The sequence below is a fragment of the Rhodanobacter sp. G1 genome (genome assembly GCF_055397855.1).
The window spans coordinates 2349924-2371480 of the sequence record NZ_AP039674.1; the positions used below are offsets into that span (position 1 = coordinate 2349924).

At 67.6% G+C, this 21557-nt stretch carries 15 protein-coding genes; 3 read left to right on the plus strand and 12 right to left on the minus strand.

Annotated features, from left to right (window positions below):
- Positions 1–37 precede the first annotated feature (37 nt).
- The 6 genes from ACZ5Z2_RS10650 to miaA form a co-directional block, all read right to left on the minus strand.
- Positions 38–1330 carry an adenylosuccinate synthase gene (locus ACZ5Z2_RS10650; protein WP_464758541.1) on the minus strand — a complete coding sequence of 431 codons (1293 nt, stop codon included), beginning with the start codon at positions 1328–1330 and terminating at the stop codon, positions 38–40.
- A gap of 49 nt (positions 1331–1379) precedes the next feature.
- The gene (gene hflC / locus ACZ5Z2_RS10655) at positions 1380–2252 is read right to left on the minus strand and encodes a protease modulator HflC (RefSeq protein ID WP_464758542.1); all 873 of its coding nucleotides are present in this window, start codon (positions 2250–2252) and stop codon (positions 1380–1382) included.
- Positions 2249–3331, minus strand: coding sequence for an FtsH protease activity modulator HflK (gene hflK, locus ACZ5Z2_RS10660; RefSeq protein ID WP_464758543.1), 1083 nt, complete (start codon positions 3329–3331; stop codon positions 2249–2251). The genes hflC and hflK overlap by 4 nt, the downstream gene beginning before the upstream one ends.
- Positions 3332–3482: 151 nt before the next feature.
- Positions 3483–4946 carry a ribosome rescue GTPase HflX gene (gene hflX, locus ACZ5Z2_RS10665; protein ID WP_464758544.1) on the minus strand — a complete coding sequence of 488 codons (1464 nt, stop codon included), beginning with the start codon at positions 4944–4946 and terminating at the stop codon, positions 3483–3485.
- Between the two features lie 60 nt (positions 4947–5006).
- A complete protein-coding gene (gene hfq / locus ACZ5Z2_RS10670) occupies positions 5007–5285 on the minus strand; it encodes an RNA chaperone Hfq (RefSeq protein WP_464758545.1) in 279 nt (92 codons plus the stop codon).
- Between the two features lie 141 nt (positions 5286–5426).
- Positions 5427–6377: a tRNA (adenosine(37)-N6)-dimethylallyltransferase MiaA gene (miaA, locus tag ACZ5Z2_RS10675; protein WP_464758547.1), complete on the minus strand. Its 951-nt coding sequence runs from the start codon at positions 6375–6377 to the stop codon at positions 5427–5429.
- Between the two features lie 233 nt (positions 6378–6610).
- Between miaA and tdh the strand changes: the two genes are divergently transcribed.
- The 3 genes from tdh to kbl all read left to right on the plus strand — a co-directional run bounded on the left by tdh (position 6611) and on the right by kbl (position 12682).
- The gene (gene tdh, locus ACZ5Z2_RS10680) at positions 6611–7645 is read left to right on the plus strand and encodes an L-threonine 3-dehydrogenase (protein ID WP_464758548.1); all 1035 of its coding nucleotides are present in this window, start codon (positions 6611–6613) and stop codon (positions 7643–7645) included.
- 128 nt (positions 7646–7773) lie between these two features.
- On the plus strand, positions 7774–11352 hold the full coding sequence (locus ACZ5Z2_RS10685) for a DUF748 domain-containing protein (RefSeq protein WP_464758549.1): 3579 nt from the start codon (positions 7774–7776) through the stop codon (positions 11350–11352).
- A gap of 136 nt (positions 11353–11488) precedes the next feature.
- Positions 11489–12682, plus strand: a complete 1194-nt coding sequence (gene kbl, locus ACZ5Z2_RS10690; protein ID WP_464758551.1) for a glycine C-acetyltransferase — start codon at positions 11489–11491, stop codon at positions 12680–12682.
- A gap of 3 nt (positions 12683–12685) precedes the next feature.
- Here the strand turns inward: kbl and ACZ5Z2_RS10695 are convergent, their stop codons facing one another.
- From ACZ5Z2_RS10695 to acnD, 6 genes are all read right to left on the minus strand, one after another.
- Positions 12686–13435, minus strand: a complete 750-nt coding sequence (locus ACZ5Z2_RS10695; protein ID WP_464758552.1) for a pseudouridine synthase — start codon at positions 13433–13435, stop codon at positions 12686–12688.
- A gap of 80 nt (positions 13436–13515) precedes the next feature.
- Positions 13516–14583: an OmpA family protein gene (locus ACZ5Z2_RS10700; RefSeq protein WP_464758553.1), complete on the minus strand. Its 1068-nt coding sequence runs from the start codon at positions 14581–14583 to the stop codon at positions 13516–13518.
- A 302-nt stretch (positions 14584–14885) separates the two neighbouring features.
- On the minus strand, positions 14886–15956 hold the full coding sequence (locus ACZ5Z2_RS10705) for an OmpA family protein (protein WP_464758554.1): 1071 nt from the start codon (positions 15954–15956) through the stop codon (positions 14886–14888).
- 178 nt (positions 15957–16134) lie between these two features.
- A complete protein-coding gene (locus ACZ5Z2_RS10710; protein WP_464758556.1) occupies positions 16135–17586 on the minus strand; it encodes a bifunctional 2-methylcitrate dehydratase/aconitate hydratase in 1452 nt (483 codons plus the stop codon).
- Positions 17587–17670: 84 nt separating this feature from the next.
- Positions 17671–18855: a 2-methylaconitate cis-trans isomerase PrpF gene (gene prpF, locus ACZ5Z2_RS10715; RefSeq protein WP_464758558.1), complete on the minus strand. Its 1185-nt coding sequence runs from the start codon at positions 18853–18855 to the stop codon at positions 17671–17673.
- Positions 18856–18881: 26 nt separating this feature from the next.
- Entirely contained in the window at positions 18882–21491 is a 2610-nt protein-coding gene (acnD, locus tag ACZ5Z2_RS10720) for a Fe/S-dependent 2-methylisocitrate dehydratase AcnD (protein WP_464758559.1), read from the minus strand.
- Positions 21492–21557 lie beyond the last annotated feature (66 nt).

The window sequence follows — 21557 nt, forward strand, 5'->3', positions numbered from 1 at the left end:
GCCTTCTTTCGTTGTACGGCTTGGACAGGCGGAGCGATCAGGCGAACGGATCGTCCAGCACGATGGTGTCGTCGCGGTCGGCGCCGGTGGCGACGATGGAGAGCTTGCAGCCGGAGAGTTCCTCCACCGCGCGCAGGTAGGCGCGGGCGGCAGGCGGCAGCTTGTCCCACTCGCGGATGCCGGCGGTGGACTCTTCCCAGCCGGGGAACTCCAGGTACACCGGCTTGCACTCGTCCCAGCCGTCCGCATCCAGCGGCGCGAGTTCGCGGCGCTTGCCACGGTATTCGTAGGCGATGCAGACCTTGATGCTGGGCAGGCCGTCGAGCACGTCGAGCTTGGTGATGGCCAGGCCGTTGATGCCGTTGATCTGCACCGCGCGCTTCAGCGCGACGAGGTCGATCCAGCCGCAGCGGCGCGGGCGACCGGTGCTGGCGCCGAACTCGTTGCCGACCTTGCGCAGGCGCTCGCCCATCTCGTCGTGCAGCTCGGTGGGGAACGGGCCGCCGCCCACGCGCGTGGCGTAGGCCTTGCAGATGCCCAGCACGTAGTCGATGTCATGCGCGCCCACGCCGGTGCCGGCCAGCGCGCCGCCCACCGTGGTGTTGCTTGATGTGACGTAGGGGTAGGTGCCGTGGTCGATGTCGAGCAACGCGCCCTGCGCGCCTTCGTACAGGATGTGGCCGCCTTCCTTGCGCACGTCGTGCAGGATGGTGGCGACGTCGTCCACCATCGGGCGGATGAATTCGCCGTAGGCCAGCGCATCCTGCAGCACGGTGTCGTAGTCCACCGGCTCGGCCTTCAGCCACTGGGTGAGGATGAAGTTGTGGTACTCCACCGCCGCCTTGATCTTCTCCGGCAGCTCGTGCGGGTACATCAGGTCGGCCACGCGCACGCTGCGGCGGGCGACCTTGTCTTCGTACGCCGGGCCGATGCCGCGGCCGGTGGTGCCAATGGCGCTCTTGCCGGCGGCGATCTCGCGCGCCTTATCGACGGCGATGTGGTACGGCATGATCAGCGGGGTCGCGGGGCTGATCTTCAGGCGCGAACGCACTTCCACGCCCTGCGCCTCCAGCTCCTCGATCTCCTGCTTGAGCGCGGCCGGCGACAGCACCACGCCGTTGCCGATCAGGCACAGCGCGTCGTCGCGCAGGATGCCCGAAGGGATCAGGTGCAGCACGGTCTTCTGGCCCTTGATGACCAGCGTGTGGCCGGCGTTGTGGCCGCCCTGGAAACGCGCGACCGCACCGACCCGTTCGGTCAGCAGGTCGACGATCTTGCCTTTGCCTTCGTCGCCCCATTGGGCCCCGAGGATGACGACTGACTTGCCCATGATGTTCTCGCTGGAATGTTGAAATGGTTCGCCGGCTGCCGCGATCGCGTCAGTGCTTCGCCGCGTCGGGGTTGCCGAAGTAATGCAGGAATTCGGAATCGGGCTTCAGGATCAGCACGCCGTTGCCGCTCTCGAAGGATTTGCGGTACGCGGCGAGGCTGCGGTAGAACGCGAAGAATTCGGGATCCTGGCCGTAGGCCTGCGCATAGATCGCCGCCGCCTCGGCGTCGCCCTCGCCGCGCACCTTGGCGGCGTCGCGCTCGGCGTCGGCGCGCAGCACCTGGCCCTGGCGGTCGGCGTCGGCCTTGATCTTCTCTGCGGCCTCCTGGCCGGTGTAACGCAGCTCGTTGGCCAGTTGCAGGCGCTCGGCGCGCATGCGCTTGTACACCGACTCGCTCACCTCGTCCGGCAGGTCGATGCGCTTGATGCGCACGTCCACCACGGCTATGCCGAGGTTCCTGCGCGCCGAGGCATCGGTCTGCTGGCGCACGCGTTCGGTGATGTCCTTGCGGCCGCCGGAGATCAGCTCCTGCAGCGTGCGCGCGTTGAACTCGAAGCGCAGCGCGTCCTTGACGATGGGCAGCAGCCGCTGCTCCGCCTGCAGCTGGTCGCCACCGGTGGCGCGGTAGTAGGCCGCGTTGTCGGCGATGCGCCACTTCACGTAGAAGTCGACGTTGACGCTCTTCTTCTCGGAGGTGAAGTAGCGCTCCGGCGGCGCGTCCAGCGAGAGGATGCGCTTGTCGAAATGCAGCACCTGCTGGATCACCGGCAGCTTGAGGTGCAGGCCGGGCGTGTAGTCGGCGCGCACGATGCGGCCGAACTGCAGCAGCAGGGCGCTCTGCCCTTCGCTCACCACGAACGCGCTGTTGAGGCCGAGCAGCGCCAGCAGCAGCACGACGAGAACCGCTACGACGCGCTTCATGGCTGGGCTCCCTTGTCCGCGGCCGCATCGCCGTTCGGGGCCGCCGTCGCCGGCGCGGTGGCCGCGGCAGCCTTGCCGCCGTCGGTGGCCGCGGCGCGCGCATGATAGCCAGCCGGCAGATTGATGATGTTGCGTCCGCCGGAGCCGTCGATCACCTTGGGGTTGTCGGCCATCACCTGTTCCATCGTCTCCAGCCACAGGCGCTTGCGGGTCACCGCGGGCGCGGCCTTGTATTCCTTCAGCAGCAGGCCGAAGCGCGCGGCGTCGCCCTGCGCGTGCGCAATACGCTCGGCCTTGTAGCCCGCGGCCTCGGCGGCGATGCGCGCCGCGTCGCCGCGCGCCACCGGCACCACCTTGTTGGCGTAGCCCAGCGCGTTGTTCTCGATGCTCTGCTTGTCTTCGCGCGCGTTGTTCACGTCGTCGAAGGCGTCCTTCACCTCGGCCGGCGGCGCCACGTTCTGGAAGCTCACCTCGGTGACGCGCAGGCCGCTGTCGTAGGCGTCCAGCGTCTTCTGCAGCGCCTGCTGCGCCTCGGTCACCAGGTTCGCGCCGGAGGCGGAAAGGATCTGATCCATGTCGCTGGAGCCGACCACCGAGCGCACCGCCGCCTCGGCCGCCGCGCTCACGCTGCCGTCGGGATCGCTCACCGAGAACAGGTATTTGCGCGCGTCGTCCACCTGGTACTGCACGGTGAAGTCGATGGCGATGATGTTCTCGTCGCGGGTGAGCATGGACACGCGGTCGTTGACCGAACGGATGCGCGTGGCTTCGACCTTGTCCACCACCTCGACCGGGCTGGGCAGCTTGAAGTGGAAGCCCGGCGGCAAGGTGCGCGAGTATTCGCCGAAGCGCAGCACCACGCCTACCTGGCGCGCGTCGATGATGGTGTAGCTGCTCATCAGCAGGAATACCGCGACGATCACGACGACCGCGACGAGGATGCCGCCTGGGCCGCGGCCCAGCCGGCCGAAATGCCGACTGAGGTTCTTCAGCCACTGGTTCGGCGAGAAATCGCCGCTGCTCGGGCGCTGCCGGTTCCAGGGGTCGCGTTGCCCGCCGCCGGGTTCATTCCAGGCCATTGTCAGTCTCGTCGCTGGGAAGGTCGGCAAACCGCGCCGGAACGCATCGGGTTGAACGGAAATCGCATGTGGCGTGACGGGGCTGCATGTCGATGTGGCGGCTGGTTTTCAGGCCGCACAAACGCCTGCATTCTAGCAGACGCGGACAAGATCACGATGGTGCGTCGGCCAGCAGGCCGCGCAGCAATTCGTTTTCCGACGCGCTGCCGCCGTTGAGCGGCGCGATCACGCTGCGCGGCGCGTCGATGCGCAGGCGCCAGCCGTGCTCGTCCACCTGCTCGCCGGCGATGGCGCCGGCGGCCTTGAGCCGCGCATGCAGCCGGCCCGCCGTCAGCGGCAGGCACAGCTCGGACTGCACGCGCTCGCCGCCGAGCAGCTCGCCCAGCGCCTCGCGCAGCAGCTCGATGCCCGCCCCGGTGGCGGCGGACAGCCACACCGCCTGCGGTCGGCCCTCGGCGTCGCGGTCGATGCGCGGCTGCATCGTCGCAGCCAGAGCAGAGCTTTCTTTCGGAGTGCAGCCAAGGATGGCTGCTTCTTGATTTTCGCCTGCAAGGACGCCGGCACCAGCTTCCAAAGTGCCGCCATGGATGGCGGCTTCTTGACTCTCGCCGGCATGGATGCCGGCACTGGTACCGTCGCCCCCAACCAGATCTATTTTGTTGAACACCCGCAACTGCGGCACGTCGCCCGCGCCGATCTCCTCCAGCACCTGGTCGACCACGCGGCGCAGCGGCTCGCGTTCCTCGTCGGCGGCGTCGCTGACGTGCAGCAGCAGGTCGGCGTCGCGCGCCTCGGCCAGCGTGCCGCGGAAGGCGGCAACCAGGTCGTGCGGCAGTTCGCGGATGAAGCCCACCGTGTCGGCGATCACCGCCGGGCCGCAGGCGAGGTCGTCGAGCCGGCGCACGGTGGGGTCGAGCGTGGCGAACAACTGGTCGGCGGCATACACGCCGCCGGCGGTGAGCGTGTTGAACAGGGTGGACTTGCCGGCGTTGGTGTAGCCCACCAGCGCCACCCGCGGCACCGTGTTGCGCAGGCGCGCGCGGCGCTGCTGGCCGCGCTGGGTCTGCACCTTTTCCAGGCGCTTGGTGAGCTGCTTCACCCGTTCGGCGAGCAGGCGGCGGTCGGTTTCCAGCTGGGTCTCGCCGGGGCCGCGGTTGCCGATGGCGCCGCCGCGCTGGGCGTCCAGGTGGGTCCAGCCGCGCACCAGCCGGGTGGCGACGTGCTTGAGCTGTGCCAGCTCCACTTCCAGCTTGCCTTCGTGCGAGCGGGCGCGCTGGGCGAAGATGTCCAGGATCAGGCCGGCGCGATCCACCACGCGCGCACTCAAGTGCTTTTCGAGGTTGCGCTCCTGCACCGGGCTGAGCAGGTGGTCGACCAGCACCAGGTCGGCGCCCAGCGCGCGCACCATCTCGGCCACTTCGTCGGCCTTGCCGCTGCCGATGTAGAAGCGCGGATTGGGCGCCTCGACGCGCGCGGAAACGCTGCCCAGCACCTCGGCACCGGCGGACTTGGCCAGCTCGGCGAACTCGGCCGCGCGGCGTTCGGCGTCGCCGCTGCCGCGCGCGTGCGGCAGCACGAGTACGGCGCGTTCGCCTTTCTTCTGACGGTCAAACACGTGGGATGGCGGCCTTTGCGCGGAACGGTTCCGCCTTCATATGGGCCGACCGGCCGTCAATCAAGCATCCGCGGCGTCGGCCGCTGGAGCGGCGTCGACATGCGCCTCGTGGCCGTCGTGGCCGGTGCCGATGCGCACGTTGCGGCTGGGCACCACGGTGGAGATGGCGTGCTTGTACACCATCTGGCTGACCTGGTTGCGCAGCAGCACCACGAACTGGTCGAACGACTCGACCGTGCCCTGCAGCTTGATGCCGTTCACCAGGTAGATGGCCACCGGCACGCGCTCGCGGCGCAAGGCGTTGAGGAAAGGATCCTGCAGCGATTGCCCCTTGGACATTTCTTGTTCTCCCCTGATGCGACGAACAGGCCGGGGAAAAAACGCCAGCGGCGCCCCGGCCCAACGGCAGCGATGGTAACCGGGTTCAAGGTGTTGAAGGAAGCGGTTTTTCGGGCGGCAGCGCACGAAGTTGCGCCCGTTTCAGGGCGCCGCCCCGAGAAACAGCCGCACGGCGTCGACCGCCCGCGCCAGTGGCGGCGCACGCTCCGGATCGAACACGCGCGCATCCAGCTCGGCGCGCAGCCAGGTGATCTGCCGCTTGGCCAACTGGCGGGTGGCGAAGATCGCGCGATCGCGGAAAGCGGCTGCGTCGCCCTGGCCGTCCAGGTATTCCCAGCCCTGCCGGTAGCCCACCGCGCGGATCGCCGGCAGGTCGGCATGCAGGTCGCCGCGCTCGCGCAGCGCACGCACTTCGCCGAGGAAGCCTTCCTCCAGCATCGCATCGAAGCGTCGCGCGATGCGCGCATGCAGCGCTTGCCGATCCGCCGGCAACAGCGCCAGCTTGAGCACGCGCCACGGGAATGCCTCGCCATGGCCGCCACGCTGCAGTTCGGACAACGGCCTGCCGCTGAGCCCGATCACCTCCAGCGCGCGCTGCAGGCGCTGGGCGTCGTTCGGGCCGATGCGCGCCGCAGCGGCAGGATCGAGCCGCGCCAGCCGCGCGTGCATGGCCGGCCAGCCGATGCGCACGGCTTCATCCGCCAACTGCGCGCGGACTTCCGGATCGGCCTCCGGCAGCTCGGACAACCCGCGCTGCAGGGCCCGGAAATACAGGCCAGTGCCGCCCACCAGCAACGGCACCCTGCCCCGCGCCGCGATGTCGCGCATCGCCGCCAGCGCATCGGCACGGAACTCCGCCGCCGAGTACGGCTGCGCCGGGTCGCGTATGTCGACCAGCGCATGCGGCCAGCGCGCCAACGTGGCCGCGTCCGGCTTGGCCGCGCCGATGTCGAGGCCGCGGTACACCAGCGCCGAATCCACGCTGACCAGGCCCAGCGGAAAGCGATCCGCCAGTTCGCAGGCAAGCGCGGTCTTGCCCGAAGCCGTGGGGCCCATCAGGAAGATCGCGAGGGGGCGTGCGTCGAGGCTCATGCGGGTCGATGCGGCAACGAAGCCGCAAGCGTAGCCGAACGCGCCTGCGCAAAACTTCGCCAACGCGTGGCAAGTGCCTGTTGCGACGGCGCGAACCGGAGTTGTCCACATGCTTGTCCCGTGCGTATCCACATCCGCTGTGGATAGAACCCCGCCTCGCCTGCGGGACGCCGGGGCGTGGATTTATAATCGCGGCCTTTCCCGCCCATCCGGGCCAGCCACTGGATTCCCCCATGCCGCAGACGATGAAAGCCCTGGTGAAGCGCCACGCCGAGAAAGGCATCTGGATGGAAGAGGTGCCGGTGCCCGAGGTCGGCCCGAACGAGGTGCTGATCAAGCTGGAGAAGACCGCGATCTGCGGCACCGACCTGCACATCTACAAGTGGGACGAGTGGAGCCAGCGCACGATCAAGCCGGGTCTCACCATCGGCCACGAGTTCGTCGGCCGCATCGTGGAAATCGGCCCCGGCGTCACCGGCTACAAGGTGGGCGACCGCGTCTCCGCCGAAGGCCACATCGTCTGCGGCCATTGCCGCAACTGCCGCGCCGGCCGCCAGCACCTGTGCCCGAACACCATCGGCATCGGCGTGAACCGCAACGGCGCCTTCGCCGAGTACATGACCATGCCGGCCTCCAACCTGTGGCCGATCCCCGACCAGATCCCCTCCGAGCTGGCCGCCTTCTTCGACCCCTACGGCAACGCCGCGCACTGCGCGCTGGAGTTCGACCTGATCGGCGAGGACGTGCTGATCACCGGCGCCGGCCCCATTGGCATCATCGCCGCCGGCATCGCCAAGCACGTGGGCGCGCGCAACGTGGTGGTCACCGACGTCAACGACTTCCGCCTGAAGCTGGCCGCCGACATGGGCGCCACCCGCGTGGTGAACGTCGCCAACACCTCGCTCAAGGACGTGATGAAGGATCTGCACATGGAAGGCTTCGACGTGGGCCTGGAGATGAGCGGCAACCCGCGCGCCTTCAACGACATGCTCGACTGCATGTACCACGGCGGCAAGGTCGCCCTGCTCGGCATCCTGCCCAAGGGCGCCGGCATCGACTGGGACAGGGTGATCTTCAAGGGCCTCACCCTGCAGGGCATCTACGGCCGCCGCATGTACGAGACCTGGTACAAGATGACCCAGATGGTGCTCACCGGCTTCCCGCTGCAGAAGGTGCTCACCCACCAGATCCACATCGACGATTTCCAGAAGGGCTTCGACCTGATGGACGCCGGCCAGTGCGGCAAGGTCGTCTGTTCCTGGAACTGACCGGCGCTTCGCCGTCGCGACACCTCGACGCGGCATCTGCGTAAACTTTCCCGGCCGGCGCAAGGCGCCGGTCAGGGGAGGCCCCGGCGATCCATCTCCGGTTCGAAACGCCAACGGATACCGCCACCATGAACGATCCCCGCCCACCAGCAGCTTCCCGTCTGGCGATGGCGCGCGACCGTGCCGAGCGGCTGTACCACTCGCGGCGCGCGCGCAAGACGACGCTGATCGCCGCCATCGTGCTGATCGTGTTCGGCCTGCTCGGTTTCCTTGTCGCGCCGCCGATCATCAGGAGCCAGTTGCAGACGCGACTCACCGCCCTGCTCGACCGCCCGGTCAGCGTGCAAGCGGTGCACCTGGATCCCTTCACCCTGCGGCTGGAGCTGGACAAGCTGCACATCGCCGACCGCGACGGTCGTTCGCCGTTCGTGGACGTCGACCGCGTCGTGGTCAACGCCTCGTGGACGTCGCTGTTCCGCATGGCGCCGATCCTCGACGAACTTTCGCTGCAGCATCCGCAACTGCACATCGCGCGCACCGCGCCGCAGCAGTTCAACTTCTCCGACCTCGTCGAAAAGTTCGCGGGCGGGCCGCCGAAGCCGGACGGCCAGCCGGCGCGCTTTGCGCTGTCCAACATCCACGTGAGCGACGGCGACGTCACGTTCGCCGATGCGGTGTCGAACGCCACGCACCGCATCGATCACCTCGACCTCGGCATCCCGTTCATCGCCAACCTGCCGCGCGACACCGACGTGTTCGTGCAGCCGCTGCTGGCGATGAACGTGGACGGCAGCCCGCTGCGCATCGCCGGCCAGACCAAGCCGTTCGCGGACAGCCGCGAATCGGACGTCGACTTCACGCTGGATCACCTCGACCTGCCGCGCTACCTCGGCTACGTGCCGGCCAAGCTGCCGGTGGCGATTCCGCGCGGCCAGCTGTCCGGCAAGCTCGACCTGCAGTTCGTGCAGGCGAAGTCGGGCCCGCAGGTGCGCCTCGGCGGCCAATTGCAGTTGGACGACTTCGCGCTGGCCACGCCCGACGGCGCGCCTCTGCTCGAGATGAAGCATGCCGACGCCGCGCTGGACGACGTGGAGCCGCTGCTCTCGCGCTACCGCCTCGGTGCGGTGCAACTGGATGGCCTGGCCCTGCACTACACCCGCACGGCCGACGGCCACGGCAACTTCGACGCGCTGACCGGTGGCGATGCGGCGAAGCCAGCCCCAGCGGCCATGCCCGCCGCGCCCGCCACCGAGGTGAGCATCGCCACCCTGGCCCTGCAAGGCAGCCGCTTCGAGTACACCGATGCCAGCGGCCACAAACCTGCCACGCTGGCGCTGGAAAACATCCATGGCAGCTTGCGCGGACTGTCCACGATCGCCGCGCCGCCCGCCGCGCTCGACATCGCCGCCACGCTCGATGGCGGCAGCCTTGCGATGAACGGCAAGCTGGACGTGGCAGCCAGCCGCTACGACGGCAGGCTGGGCATGAAGGGCGTGGGCCTGCCGCCCCTGCTGCCGCTGGCGCCGCCGCTGCTCGACGCCGAACTGGCCAAGGGCACGCTGAGCGCCGACGGCCAGTTGCAGGCGGACTGGGGCAAGGCTTTCAACCTCACGCTGCAAAACACCACCGCGACGATCGCCGATCTCGCCCTGCGGCAGGGCAAGCGCACGCCGCTCGCCTGGCAATCGCTGGAAGCCGGCATCACGCGCTTCGATCTCGCCAGCAGCACGGCGCAACTCGACCACGTGACCCTGCACGGCCTGCAGGTCGAGGCGCGCCGCCTGCGCAACGGCAACATCGACCTGACCGGCCTGGTGAAGTCCGCGCCGTCGCATGGTTCGCGCAAACCCTCGCCCGGCTGGCACTGGAACATCGCCCACGTCGGCGCGGACGGCACGCTGGCGCTCACCGATCCCCGCATCGCCGGTCGGCGCAGCCGCACCGAATTCAAGCTGACGCGCGCCAACGTCGACGGCCTCTCCGACGACATGCGCAAGCCGCTGAAACTGGCGGTGGAAGGCGGCATCGGCCGCGGCAGCCTGCACCTGGACGGCACGCTGCGCCCGCAACCGCTGGACGCCGAGCTGCGCGTGCGCACCACCCGGCTCAACATCGCCCCGCTGCAGTCGCTGGTCGACGTGCCGCTCAACGTGACGCTCTCCAGCGCCCTGCTCAGCGCGGACGGCCGCGTGCGCTATCGCGACCATCGCCCGCAGGCGCTGGTGGACTGGCGCGGCCGCGTCACGCTCGGCAACGTGCGCGTGCAGGACAAGCTCACCGGCGACGACTTCCTGCGCTGGAACTCGCTGGACGCCAGCGGCCTCGACGTGCGCCTGGGCGAGGACGTGCCGCACGTCTCGGTGGCCGGGCTCGCGCTGGACGATTTCTACGCGCGCGTCATCATCAACGCGAACGGCCGCATCAACATGCAGGACGTGGTGGCCAACCCGGCTGCCGCGCCCGTCTCGGTGACGCAGGCGCGGCAGGCGCCAGCTGCGCCGGGCCCGAAACCGCAAGTCGCCGGCGCGCCCGCGCCTGCCGCCGACATCCGGATCGGCGGCATCACGCTGGCCGGCGGCCATCTCAACTACACGGACAACTTCATCAAGCCGAACTACACCGCCAACATCACCCAGTTGGCCGGCAAGGTGGGCGCGTTCGGCACCGCGGGCGGCCCGCCCGCCGAGATGAACCTGCAGGGCCAGCTCGACGACAACGCGCCGGTGGACATCACCGGCACAATCGACCCGCTGGCGCCGATGGCCTCGCTCGACGTGAAGGGCAAGGCCGATGGCGTGGAGCTCACCCATCTGTCGCCCTACTCGGGCAAGTACACCGGCTACCCGATCACCAAGGGCCGCCTGACGATGGACGTGCACTACCGGCTCGACCACGGCAAGCTCGACGCCGACAACCACATCTTCATCACCCAGCTCACCTTCGGCGATGCCATCCAGGGCCCCGGCGTCAGCCACCTGCCGGTGAAGCTGGCGGTGGCGCTGCTGAAGGACGCCGACGGCAACATCGACGTGAACGTGCCGGTGTCGGGCTCGCTGGACGATCCGAAGTTCAGCGTGGGCAGCCTGATCTGGCACGCCTTCGTGAACCTGATCGGCCGCGCCGTGACCTCGCCGTTCCGGCTGATCGCCTCGGCCATGGGCGGCGGCGGCAAGCAGCAGGATCTGGGCTACGTGACATTCGCCCCCGGTTCGGCCGTGCTCGACGCGAAGGCGCAGGACAAGCTCGCGCAGATCGTGAAGATCCTGCAGCAGAAGACCTCGCTGAAGCTGGACATCACCGGCCGCATGGATCCGAAGTTCGACGAAAGCGGCCTGCGCAAGGTGATGGTGGACGACCTGGTGCGACAGGAAGCCGGCAAGGGTGCCGACCTCGCCAAGCTCACGCCGAAGCAGTACGACAAGTACCTGAAGAAGGCCTACAAACATGCCAAGTTCCCCAAGCCGCGCGACGCCATCGGCTTCACCAAGTCGCAGCCGCCGGAGGTGATGCGCACGCTGCTGGAAACCAACATGCCGGTGGACGCGGACGCGCTGCGCCATCTTGCCGAACGCCGCGCCGATGCGGTGCGCGCCGCGCTGCGCGGCAAGCTCGACGACAACCGCGTGTTCGTGCTCGCGCCCAGGCTCGATGCCAAGGGCATCGACGATACGGGCAAGACCACGCGCGTCGATTTCGGCCTGCACTAGGCGGTTATACCCGGCACTCAGGAAACCGCCAGCAGCGATTCCTGGCGTCGCATCAGCGATGGCCCAAGGGCGATCGCCATGGATGGCAGTCGCAAAAAGGCCGACAATAAGCGCTTCCCTACCCAGGATTCCGCACATGAGCTACCCCGGCCAGGCGCGCTACGCCAGCGAACTGCAATCCATCCGCGAACAGGGCCTGTTCAAGGCCGAGCGCGTGATCGTCTCGCCGCAGTCGGCCGAGATCGAGCTGGAGGGCGGACGCAAGGTGCTGAACTTCTGCGCGAACAACTACCTGGGCCTGGCCGACCACCCCGCGGTCATCCAGGCCGCCAAGCAGGCGCTGGACACCCACGGCTTCGGCATGGCCTCGGTGCGCTTCATCTGCGGCACGCAGGATCTGCACAAGCAACTGGAAAGGAAGATCGCCGACTTCTTCGGCACCGAGGACACCATCCTCTACGCCGCCTGCTTCGACGCCAACGGCGGCCTGTACGAGCCGCTGCTGGGCGAGGAGGACGCGGTGATCTCCGACGCGCTCAACCACGCGTCGATCATCGACGGCATCCGCCTGTGCAAGGCCAGGCGCTTCCGCTATGCCAACAGCGACATGGCCGACCTGGAGAAGCAGCTGCAGGCCGCAGACGAAGCCGGCGCGCGCACCAAGCTCATCAGCACCGACGGCGCGTTCTCGATGGACGGCTTCATCGCCAAGCTCGACCAGATCACCGCGCTGGCCGCGAAGTACAACGCGCTGGTGCATATCGACGAGTGCCATTGCACCGGCTTCCTCGGCGCGACCGGCCGCGGCTCCGCCGAAGTCAACGGCGTGATGGACAGGATCGACCTCTTCACCGGCACGCTGGGCAAGGCGCTGGGCGGTGCGCTGGGCGGCTTCACCACCGGCCGTGCCGAGATGATCGAGATGCTGCGCCAGCGTTCGCGCCCGTACCTGTTCTCCAACTCGCTGCCGCCGCACGTGGTGGCCGCCGCGATCAAGGTGTTCGACATGCTGGAAGCCGCCGGTGACCTGCGCGCGAAGGTACAGGAGAACACCCGCTATTTCCGCGAGCGGATGACCCAGGCCGGCTTCGACATCAAGCCCGGCGTGCATCCCATCGTGCCGGTGATGATCTACGACGCGCCCAAGGCGCAGGCGATGGCCTCCGCGCTGCTGGACGAGGGTATCTACGTCACCGGTTTCTTCTATCCGGTGGTGCCGCAAGGCCAGGCGCGCATCCGCACCCAGATGAGCGCGGCGCATACCCGCGAGCACCTTGATCGTGCCATCGCGGCGTTCACCAAGGTGGGCAAGCAACTGGGCGTGATCTGACGCTCAACGCCGCCTGAGCTGCGCCACCTCGACGGGATCGAGGTGGCGCCATTGGCCCTTGGCAAGCTCGCCAAGCTGCAATGGCCCGACCGCCACACGCACCAGCCGCAGTACCTCGAAACCCAACGCCGCCAGCAGGCGGCGGATGTGCCGGTTGCGGCCTTCGTCCAGCACCACTTCCAGCCAGGCGTTCTTCTCGCCCGCACGCAGCAGTTCGACCTTCCGCGCCTTGAGCAGATCCGCGCCTTCGCGCACACCGATCAGCATCGCCGCCAAGGCTTCGGCATCCGGCTGTCCCGCCACCTGCACGTGATAGGTCTTGTCGAGATGCGTGCTCGGCTCGGTGATGCCCGCCGCCCACACGCTGTCGTTGCTGAGCAACAGCAGGCCCTCGCTGGCCTTGTCCAAGCGTCCCACCGGCCCCAGCCATGGCAAGCCGGCATCGCGCAGCAGGTCGTACACGGTATCGCGACCGCGCTCGTCGGCGGCGCTCACCACGATGCCGCGTGGCTTGTTGAGCGCAAGATAGGCGCGCTGCACTGCCACCACCGCCACGCCGTCCAGGCTGATCTTCTGGCGCTCCGCATCAACCGGATGCTCGGGGTCGCGCACCAGGCGGCCATCCACGCCGACACGCCCTGCCCGCACCGCCACCTCGGCCTGGCTGCGCGAACACGCGCCCAGCTTGCTGAGGGCGCGGGCAAGGCCATGACGCTTGCCATCCTGCGGTTGATGTTGTCGTATCTTGATCATCGCAGCAGCGTAGGCGACGCGCGAGCAAAGAAAAAGCCCGGCCTGAGCCGGGCTTTCTCTTGATGCTGCAACAGGTCGGGTTACTGCTGAACCTGAAGTTCCACGCGACGGTTCTGCGCACGGCCCGCGTCGGTGGCGTTGTCGCCGATCGGGTCGTTCTCGCCGTGGCCGATCGGGCCTTCCAGGCGGCTGGCGTCAATGCCATGGCTGGTCAGGTAGTCGTACACGATCTGCGCACGACGCTCCGACAATGCCTGGTTGTACACCGGCGTGCCCTTGCTGTCCGTGTAACCGGCCACCGTCACGTGCACGTCCGGATAGCGCTTCAGCGTGTCCACCGCCTGATCCAGGATCGCCACCGAGTCCGATGTCGGCACCGCCAGCGCCTTCTCGATCTCCGAGGCGTGCACGTGGCCCTTCTTCGGGAAGTCGAACTTGAAGTTCACGCCGCGCAGGTCAATCACCACCTTCTGCGGAGCCGGGGCTTCCTCCACCGGGGCCGGCGCGGGGGCCGGAGCCGGGGCGGCAGCCGGAGCCGGGGCCGCCGGCACCGCGCCGAAGCGCGACACGATGCTCAGGCCCAGGAACCAGTCGCCGTAGCCGCTCTTGCTCGGCTGGCTCTTGTCGTCCCAGTCGTAGCGGTAGCCCGCTTCCACGCGGACGTCGGTGCTATCGGCCACTGCCTTGGACACACCCAGACCCAACTCGGCCGCCGGAGCCCAACCGCTATCCACCACATTCTGGTGATGGCTACCCATCACACCGCCCAACAGATAGGGACGCCACGAGCCGCCTCCAAAGTAATAGCGCGCGGCAACACCCACGGTATTGTTGGCCCAGCTGCTGTCACCCACATCGGTTCTGCGCTTGGTACGGTCGACGAACAGATCCAGCGAGAGGTTCGGCGCGAAGAACTTGCCCACGCCCAGGCCGTAGTAGAACTGGCGGCTGTTGGTGTTGCGATCCGTGTCGTTGTAGTAGCCGCCGATGGTCGGCGCGATGTACCAACGGTCATCGAAGCCGTTCGGCCACGCCGGCGCGGCGGCGCTGTCGCTGCTGCCGGTGCTCGCCGTATTGTCCTGCGCGTGGGTGGCGCCAGCGCCGGCCAAGGCCAGCGCAACCATGAAATAAAGGCCCTTGTGCTTCATCAGGTCTCTCCTCGTCAAAATTTGATCTTCGCGTTCACTACGCGCCAATCGGGGATGGGGCTGCGCGTGCTGCTTTTCTGTCGACAGCTTGTAACGCCTGCGGCTTGGCGCTTGTGCTCTGCAAGCGGAGACGAGTGTAGCAAAATCGTTAAAGCCGCCGCACCGGCTGCAGAACAACTTTTGCACTGGCCAGTACACTATCGTTCAGGGTTGTCGAATCGTCGTTGTTTCAACTGTATCCAAGACACGAGAAAGCCCGGCCTGAGCCGGGCTTTCTCTTGATACTGCAACACGTCGTCGGATTACTGCTGAACCTGCAGTTCCACGCGACGGTTCTGCGCACGGCCCGCGTCGGTGGCGTTGTCGCCGATCGGATCGTTCGCACCGTGGCCGATCGGGCCTTCCAGACGGCTCGCGTCGATGCCGTGGCTGGTCAGGTAGTCGTACACGATCTGCGCACGACGCTCCGACAGCGCCTGGTTGTAGTCCGGCTTGCCCTTGCTGTCCGTGTAACCGGCCACCGTCACGTGCACGTCCGGGTAACGCTTCAGCGTGTCCACCGCCTGATCCAGGATCGCCACCGAGTCCGATGTCGGCACCGCCAGCGCCTTCTCGATCTCCGAGGCGTGCACGTGGCCCTTCTTCGGGAAGTCGAACTTGAAGTTCACGCCGCGCAGGTCGATCACCACCTTCTGCGGGGCCGGGGCTTCCTGCACCGGGGCCGGGGCGGGTGCAGGCGCCGGAACGGCCGCCTGCACCGGAGCCGGTACCGCACCGATTCTCGCTACGATGCTCAGGCCCAGGAACCAGTCGCCATAGCCGTCCTTAGTCGGCAGGCTCTTGTCGTCCCAATCGTAGCGGTAACCGCCTTCCACGTGGAAATCCGCGCTGTCGTTAATGGCAGCAGAAAGGCCCAAACCCAGTTCAGCAGCCGGTGACCAATCATGGTCGAACGGATTCTGATGCTGGCTGCCCATAACACCCGCGACAAGATACGGACGCCACCGCGCTTGCCCCAAGTAATAGCGCACGGCGACACCGAGATTGTTACTGGCCCAGTGGCCGCCACCGACCGTGTCATCCACCTTGCGACGGGTACGGTCAAAGAACACGTCGACCGAAGTGTTGGACGAAAAGAACTTGCCGACGGCGATACCAAAATAAGGTTGACGGCTGTTGGTGTTGCGGTCGGTGTCGTTGTAGTAGCCGCCGATGGTCGGCGCGATGTACCAACGGTCATCGAAGCCGTTCGGCCACGCGGGCGCGGCGGCGCTGCCACTGCTGCCGGTGCTCGCCGTGTTGTCCTGCGCATGGGCGGCGCCAACGCCGGCCAAGGCCAGGGCAACCATGAAATAAAGGCCCTTGTGCTTCATCAGGTCTCTCCCTTTCGATGTTGAAATAGGCGCATCCGTTGAGATGCGGCAATCTTGCATGAACAAACCGGCTCATTCGGCTTTACGCAATTCTAACACGCAAATCACGTCGCAGCGATTACTTCCTCACGGCTTCCAGAAGCCCACAGCTTCGGCGAAGGTTGCCGCAATAGCGTGTTCAAAGCGTGAACAAGCCAAGGAACTGCTGGATCGGCATGGCATCCAGTTTCGCACTGTCATTGGTGGCCGCGAGGATGGCGTCGACCTTGTCGGCGGACAGATGGCCACGCATGGCCGCTTCGAATTTCTCGAGCAGCAGCGGAATGCCCTCGGCACGGCGCTTGCGATGGCCGATCGGGTAATCGATGGAAACCTTCTCCGTCGACGTGCCGTCGTCGAAGAACACCTGCACCGAATTGCCGATGTAGCGCTTCCCGGGGTCGAAGTAGTCCCTGGTGAACCGCGGGTTCTCGCCGACCACCATCTTCCCGCGCAACGCGTCGATGCGCGGATCGGCCGCCACCTCGTCGTTGTAGTCGGAGGCTTCGAGGCGACCGAAGATCAACGGCACCGCCACCATGTACTGGAGGCAGTGGTCGCGGTCGGCATAGTTGGCCAGCGGGCCGGTCTTGTCGATGATGCGCGCGCCCGCCTCCTGGGTTTCGATCGCCACCCTCTCGATCCGGTCGAGCCTGCCGGCAACCTCGCCGTGCAGCTTCATCGCGCATTCCACCGCGGTCTGCGCGTGGAACTCGGCCGGGAAGCTGATCTTGAACAGCACGTTCTCCATCACGTAGCTGCCGAACGGCCGCTCGAACTCGAACGCCCGGCCCTTGAAGGCCGCGTCGTAGTAGCCCCAGGTCTCGGCCGACAGCGCGGACGGATAAGCCGCCACTCCGCGATACACCGCATTGATGGCGTGGGTCACGGCGCGACGACAGGCGTCGCCGGCCGCCCAGCTCTTGCGCGGCCCCGTGTTCGGTGCGTGGCGATAGGTGCGCAGGGCGCCGTTGTCGATCCAGTTGTGCGAGATGGCGGTGACTATCTGTTCCTTGCCGCCGCCCAGCATGTGCGTGGCCACCGCGGCGGAAGCCAGCCGCACCAGGATCACGTGATCCTGGCCCACGCGGTTGAAGCTGTTCTTCAGCGCATAGCAGCCCTGGATCTCGTGCGCCTTGATTGCGTAACCCAGCACGTCGCGCACGGTCAGCGACCTGCCGCCTTCACGCTCGGCCCTGCGACCCAGCCAATCGGCCACTGCAAGGATGGCGCCCAGGTTGTCCGAGGGATGGCCCCATTCGGCCGCCAGCCAGGTGTCGTTGAAGTCCAGCCAGCGGATCTGCGTGCCGATCGCGAACGCCGCCTGCACCGGATCGAGCTCGTGGCCGGTGCCAGGCACGCGCGCACCGCCCGGCAGGATGGCGCCCGGCACCAGCGGGCCCAGGTGCTTGACGCACTCGGGAAACCTCATCGCCATCATCGCGGCGGCCAGCGAATCCAGCAGCATGTAACGCGCGGTGTCGTAGGCATCGGCGGAGTCGATCGTGTAGTCGACGACGTAGTCGGCCACGTCGACCATCGCCTGATCGGGCTCTGGACGCTGGGCGGAGCGGATGTCGTGCGGACTCATGGCTCGCCTCCCGGCAACAGGTCTGGTCGAGACTGACCAACCATGTCGCTGCGGCAGGCGGGAGTCAACGCCCTCCTTGCGGACTCACGCCGCAGGCACGCGCACCCGGCCTTCCATCAGCACGCGCGCGCTGCGGCTCATGATGGCCTTGGTGACGACCCACTCGCCGTCGACCAGCGCCGCTTCGGCCCCCACCCGCAACGTCCCCGACGGGTGGCCGAAGCGCACCGCCTGGCGTTCGCCGCCACCGGCCGCGAGGTTCACCAGGGTGCCCGGGATCGCGGCAGCCGTGCCGATCGCGACCGCTGCCGTGCCCATCATGGCGTGGTGCAGCTTGCCCATGGACATCGCGCGCACCAGCAGGTCGATGTCGCCCGCCTTCACCGGCTTGCCGCTCGACGCGACGTAGCCGGCCGGCCTAGCGACGAAGGCCACCTTGGGCGTGTGCTGGCGCGTGGCGATCTCGTCCAGCGACTTGATCAACCCCATGCGCAGCGCGCCGTGCGCGCGGATGGTCTCGAACATCGCCAGCGCCTTGGCATCGCCGTTGATGGCGTCCTGCAGCTCGGTGCCGGTGTAGCCGATGGCCGAAGCCTCGACGAAGATGGTGGGAATGCCGGCGTTGATCATGGTCGCCTTGAGCGTGCCGACGCCCGGCACCTCCAGATCGTCCACGAGCCTGCCGGTCGGGAACATCGCCCCGCCCGCGCCATCCTCCTCGGCGGCCGGATCCATGAACTCCAGCTGCACCTCGGCCGCCGGGAAGGTCACCCCGTCCAGCTCGAAATCGCCGGTTTCCTGCACCTCGCCGTTCGTCATCGGCACGTGCGCGATGATGGTCTTGCCGATGTTCGCCTGCCAGATGCGCACGATGGCCATGCCGTCGCGCGGCACGCGCGCGGGGTCGACCAGGCCGCCGGCGATGGCGAACGGGCCGACCGCCGCCGACAGGTTGCCGCAGTTGCCGCTCCAGTCGACGAAGGCCTTGTCGATGGCCACCTGGCCGAACAGGTAATCCACGTCGTGATCCGGCCGCGTGCTCCTGGACACGATCACCGTCTTGCTGGTGCTGGAGGTGGCGCCGCCCATGCCGTCGATCTGCTTGCCGTAGGGATCGGGGCTGCCGATCACGCGCATCAGCAGCGCATCGCGCGCGGCGCCCGGCGCCCGTGCCGCCTCGGGCAGATCCTGCAGGCGGAAGAACACGCCCTTGCTGGTGCCGCCGCGCAGATAGGTGGCGGGGATGCGGATCTGGGGAGCGTATGCCATGGTCGTATCCGTCATGTGTGTGTCGCTCACGCCGCCTGCGAAGCCTCGATGAAGTCCTGCGCGAAGCGCTGCAGCACGCCGCCGGCCTCGTAGATCGATACTTCCTCGGCGGTGTCCAGGCGGCAGGTCACCGGCACTTCGACGCGCTCGCCGTTGCTGCGGTGGATCACCAGGGTGAGATCCGCACGCGGTGTGCGTGCGCCGACCACGTCGAAGGTCTCGGTGCCGTCGATGCCCAGCGTCTTGCGGTTGGTGCCGGGCTTGAACTCCAGCGGCAGCACGCCCATGCCGATCAGGTTGGTGCGATGGATGCGCTCGAAGCCCTCGGCCGCGATCGCCTCCACGCCGGCCAGCCGCACGCCCTTCGCCGCCCAGTCGCGCGAGGATCCCTGGCCGTAGTCGGCGCCGGCGATCACGATCAGCGGCTGCTTGCGTTCCATGTAGGTCTCGATCGCTTCCCACATGCGCATGACCTTGCCTTCCGGCTCCACGCGGGCCAGCGAGCCCTTCTTCACTTCGCCGTCGACCATCGCCATTTCGTTGACGAGCGTGGGGTTGGCGAAGGTGGCGCGCTGCGCGGTGAGGTGATCGCCGCGGTGCGTCGCGTACGAATTGAAGTCCTCTTCCGGCAGGCCCATCTTCGCGAGGTATTCGCCGGCGGCGCTGTTGGGCAGGATCGCATTCGACGGCGAAAGATGATCGGTGGTGATGTTGTCGCCCAGCACCGCCAGCGGACGCATGCCCTTGAGCGTGCGCTCGCCCGCGAGCGCGCCCTCCCAATAAGGCGGGCAGCGGATGTAGGTGCTCTGCGCACGCCAGCCGTACAGCGGGGCGGCGCGCGTGCCACTGCGACCGGTGCGCGCAAACATCGGCTCGTAGACCTTGCGGAACTGCTCCGGCTTCACGCTGGAAGACACGATCGCATCGATCTCCTCGTCGCTGGGCCAGATGTCCTTCAGCGTCACCGGCTGGCCGTCGGCGTCGTGGCCGAGCACGTCCTTCTCGATGTCGAAGCGGATGGTGCCGGCGATGGCGTAGGCCACCACCAGCGGCGGCGAGGCCAGGAAGGCCTGCTTGGCGTACGGGTGGATGCGGCCGTCGAAGTTGCGGTTGCCGGACAGCACGGCGGTGGCGTACAGGTCGCGCTCGACAATCTCCTGCTGGATCGCCGGGTCGAGTGCGCCGGACATGCCGTTGCAGGTGGTGCAGGCGAACGCGACGATGCCGAAGCCGAGCTTCTCCAGCTCCGGCAGCAGGTTCGCTTCCTGCAGGTACAACTCCACCGCCTTGGAGCCGGGTGCGAGCGAGCTTTTCACCCACGGCTTGCGCGTGAGGCCGCGCGCGTTCGCGTTGCGCGCCAGCAGGGCCGCCGCAATCACGTTGCGTGGGTTGCTGGTGTTGGTGCAGCTGGTGATGGCGGCGATGATCACCGCGCCATCGGGCATCTGGCCCGGCTTTTCTTCCCACTGGCCGGCGACGCCGCGCGCGGCGAGATCGGCGGTGGGCAGGCGCTTGTGCGGATTGGACGGGCCCGCCATGTTGCGCACCACCGAGGACAGGTCGAACGTCAGCGTGCGCTCGTACTGCGCAGCGGCAAGCGTGTCGGCCCACAGGCCGGCGGCCTTGGCATAGGCTTCCACCAGCCTGACCTGCTCGTCGCTGCGGCCGGTCAGGCGCAGGTAGTCGAGGGTCTGGCCGTCGATGAAGAACATCGCGGCGGTGGCGCCGTATTCGGGTGCCATGTTGGAGATGGTGGCGCGATCGCCCAGCGTGAGGCTGGCCGCGCCTTCGCCGCGGAATTCCAGGTAGGCGCCGACCACCTTCTCCTTGCGCAGGAACTCGGTGAGCGCGAGCACGATGTCGGTGGCGGTGATGCCGGGCTGGCGCTTGCCGGTCAGCTCCACGCCCACGATGTCGGGCAGGCGCATCCACGAGGCGCGGCCGAGCATCACGCTCTCCGCCTCCAGGCCGCCCACGCCCACGGCGATCACGCCGAGCGCATCCACGTGCGGCGTGTGGCTGTCGGTGCCCACGCAGGTATCCGGGTAGGCCACGCCCCTGCCCTGATCATCGTGTTGCACCTGGATCACCGGCGACATCTTCTCCAGGTTGATCTGGTGCATGATGCCGTTGCCCGGCGGGATCACGTCGACGTTCTCGAACGCCTGCTTCGTCCACTCGATGAAGTGGAAGCGATCCTCGTTGCGGCGATCCTCGATCGCGCGGTTCTTGGCGAACGCGTCCGGATCGAAGCCGCCGCACTCCACCGCCAGCGAGTGGTCGACGATCAGTTGCACCGGCACCACCGGATTCACCTTGGCCGGATCGCCGCCGCGCTCGGCGATCGCATCGCGCAGGCCGGCAAGGTCGACCAGGGCCGTCTGGCCGAGGATGTCGTGGCACACCACGCGCGCCGGGAACCACGGGAAATCGCGCTCGCGCTTGCGCTCGATGATCTGCCTGAGCGACTCGGTGAGGATCGACGGATCGCAACGGCGCACCAGGTTCTCGGCCAGCACGCGCGAGGTGTACGGCAGCGTGTCGTAGGCGCCCGGCTGGATCGCCTCCACGGCGGCGCGCGCGTCGAAATAATCCAGCGACGTGCCGGGAAGGGATTGGCGGTAGACGGTATTCATGGAATCAGGAACCCTTGGTTGGACGCCCGGCTGACGTGTTAACGGCACATTTTAGCCGGTGCCGGC

What these genes read in the sequence shown, in the direction of transcription:
- ACZ5Z2_RS10650 (WP_464758541.1), bottom strand. Translation starts at nt 1,330, where the DNA reads ATGGGCAAGTCAGTCGTCATCCTCGGGGCCCAATGGGGCGACGAAGGC.
- hflC (WP_464758542.1), bottom strand. Translation starts at nt 2,252, where the DNA reads ATGAAGCGCGTCGTAGCGGTTCTCGTCGTGCTGCTGCTGGCGCTGCTC.
- hflK (WP_464758543.1), bottom strand. Translation starts at nt 3,331, where the DNA reads ATGGCCTGGAATGAACCCGGCGGCGGGCAACGCGACCCCTGGAACCGG.
- hfq (WP_464758545.1), bottom strand. Translation starts at nt 5,285, where the DNA reads ATGTCCAAGGGGCAATCGCTGCAGGATCCTTTCCTCAACGCCTTGCGC.
- miaA (WP_464758547.1), bottom strand. Translation starts at nt 6,377, where the DNA reads ATGAGCCTCGACGCACGCCCCCTCGCGATCTTCCTGATGGGCCCCACG.
- tdh (WP_464758548.1), top strand. Translation starts at nt 6,611, where the DNA reads ATGCCGCAGACGATGAAAGCCCTGGTGAAGCGCCACGCCGAGAAAGGC.
- ACZ5Z2_RS10685 (WP_464758549.1), top strand. Translation starts at nt 7,774, where the DNA reads ATGAACGATCCCCGCCCACCAGCAGCTTCCCGTCTGGCGATGGCGCGC.
- kbl (WP_464758551.1), top strand. Translation starts at nt 11,489, where the DNA reads ATGAGCTACCCCGGCCAGGCGCGCTACGCCAGCGAACTGCAATCCATC.
- ACZ5Z2_RS10695 (WP_464758552.1), bottom strand. Translation starts at nt 13,435, where the DNA reads ATGATCAAGATACGACAACATCAACCGCAGGATGGCAAGCGTCATGGC.
- ACZ5Z2_RS10700 (WP_464758553.1), bottom strand. Translation starts at nt 14,583, where the DNA reads ATGAAGCACAAGGGCCTTTATTTCATGGTTGCGCTGGCCTTGGCCGGC.
- ACZ5Z2_RS10705 (WP_464758554.1), bottom strand. Translation starts at nt 15,956, where the DNA reads ATGAAGCACAAGGGCCTTTATTTCATGGTTGCCCTGGCCTTGGCCGGC.
- ACZ5Z2_RS10710 (WP_464758556.1), bottom strand. Translation starts at nt 17,586, where the DNA reads ATGAGTCCGCACGACATCCGCTCCGCCCAGCGTCCAGAGCCCGATCAG.
- prpF (WP_464758558.1), bottom strand. Translation starts at nt 18,855, where the DNA reads ATGGCATACGCTCCCCAGATCCGCATCCCCGCCACCTATCTGCGCGGC.
- acnD (WP_464758559.1), bottom strand. Translation starts at nt 21,491, where the DNA reads ATGAATACCGTCTACCGCCAATCCCTTCCCGGCACGTCGCTGGATTAT.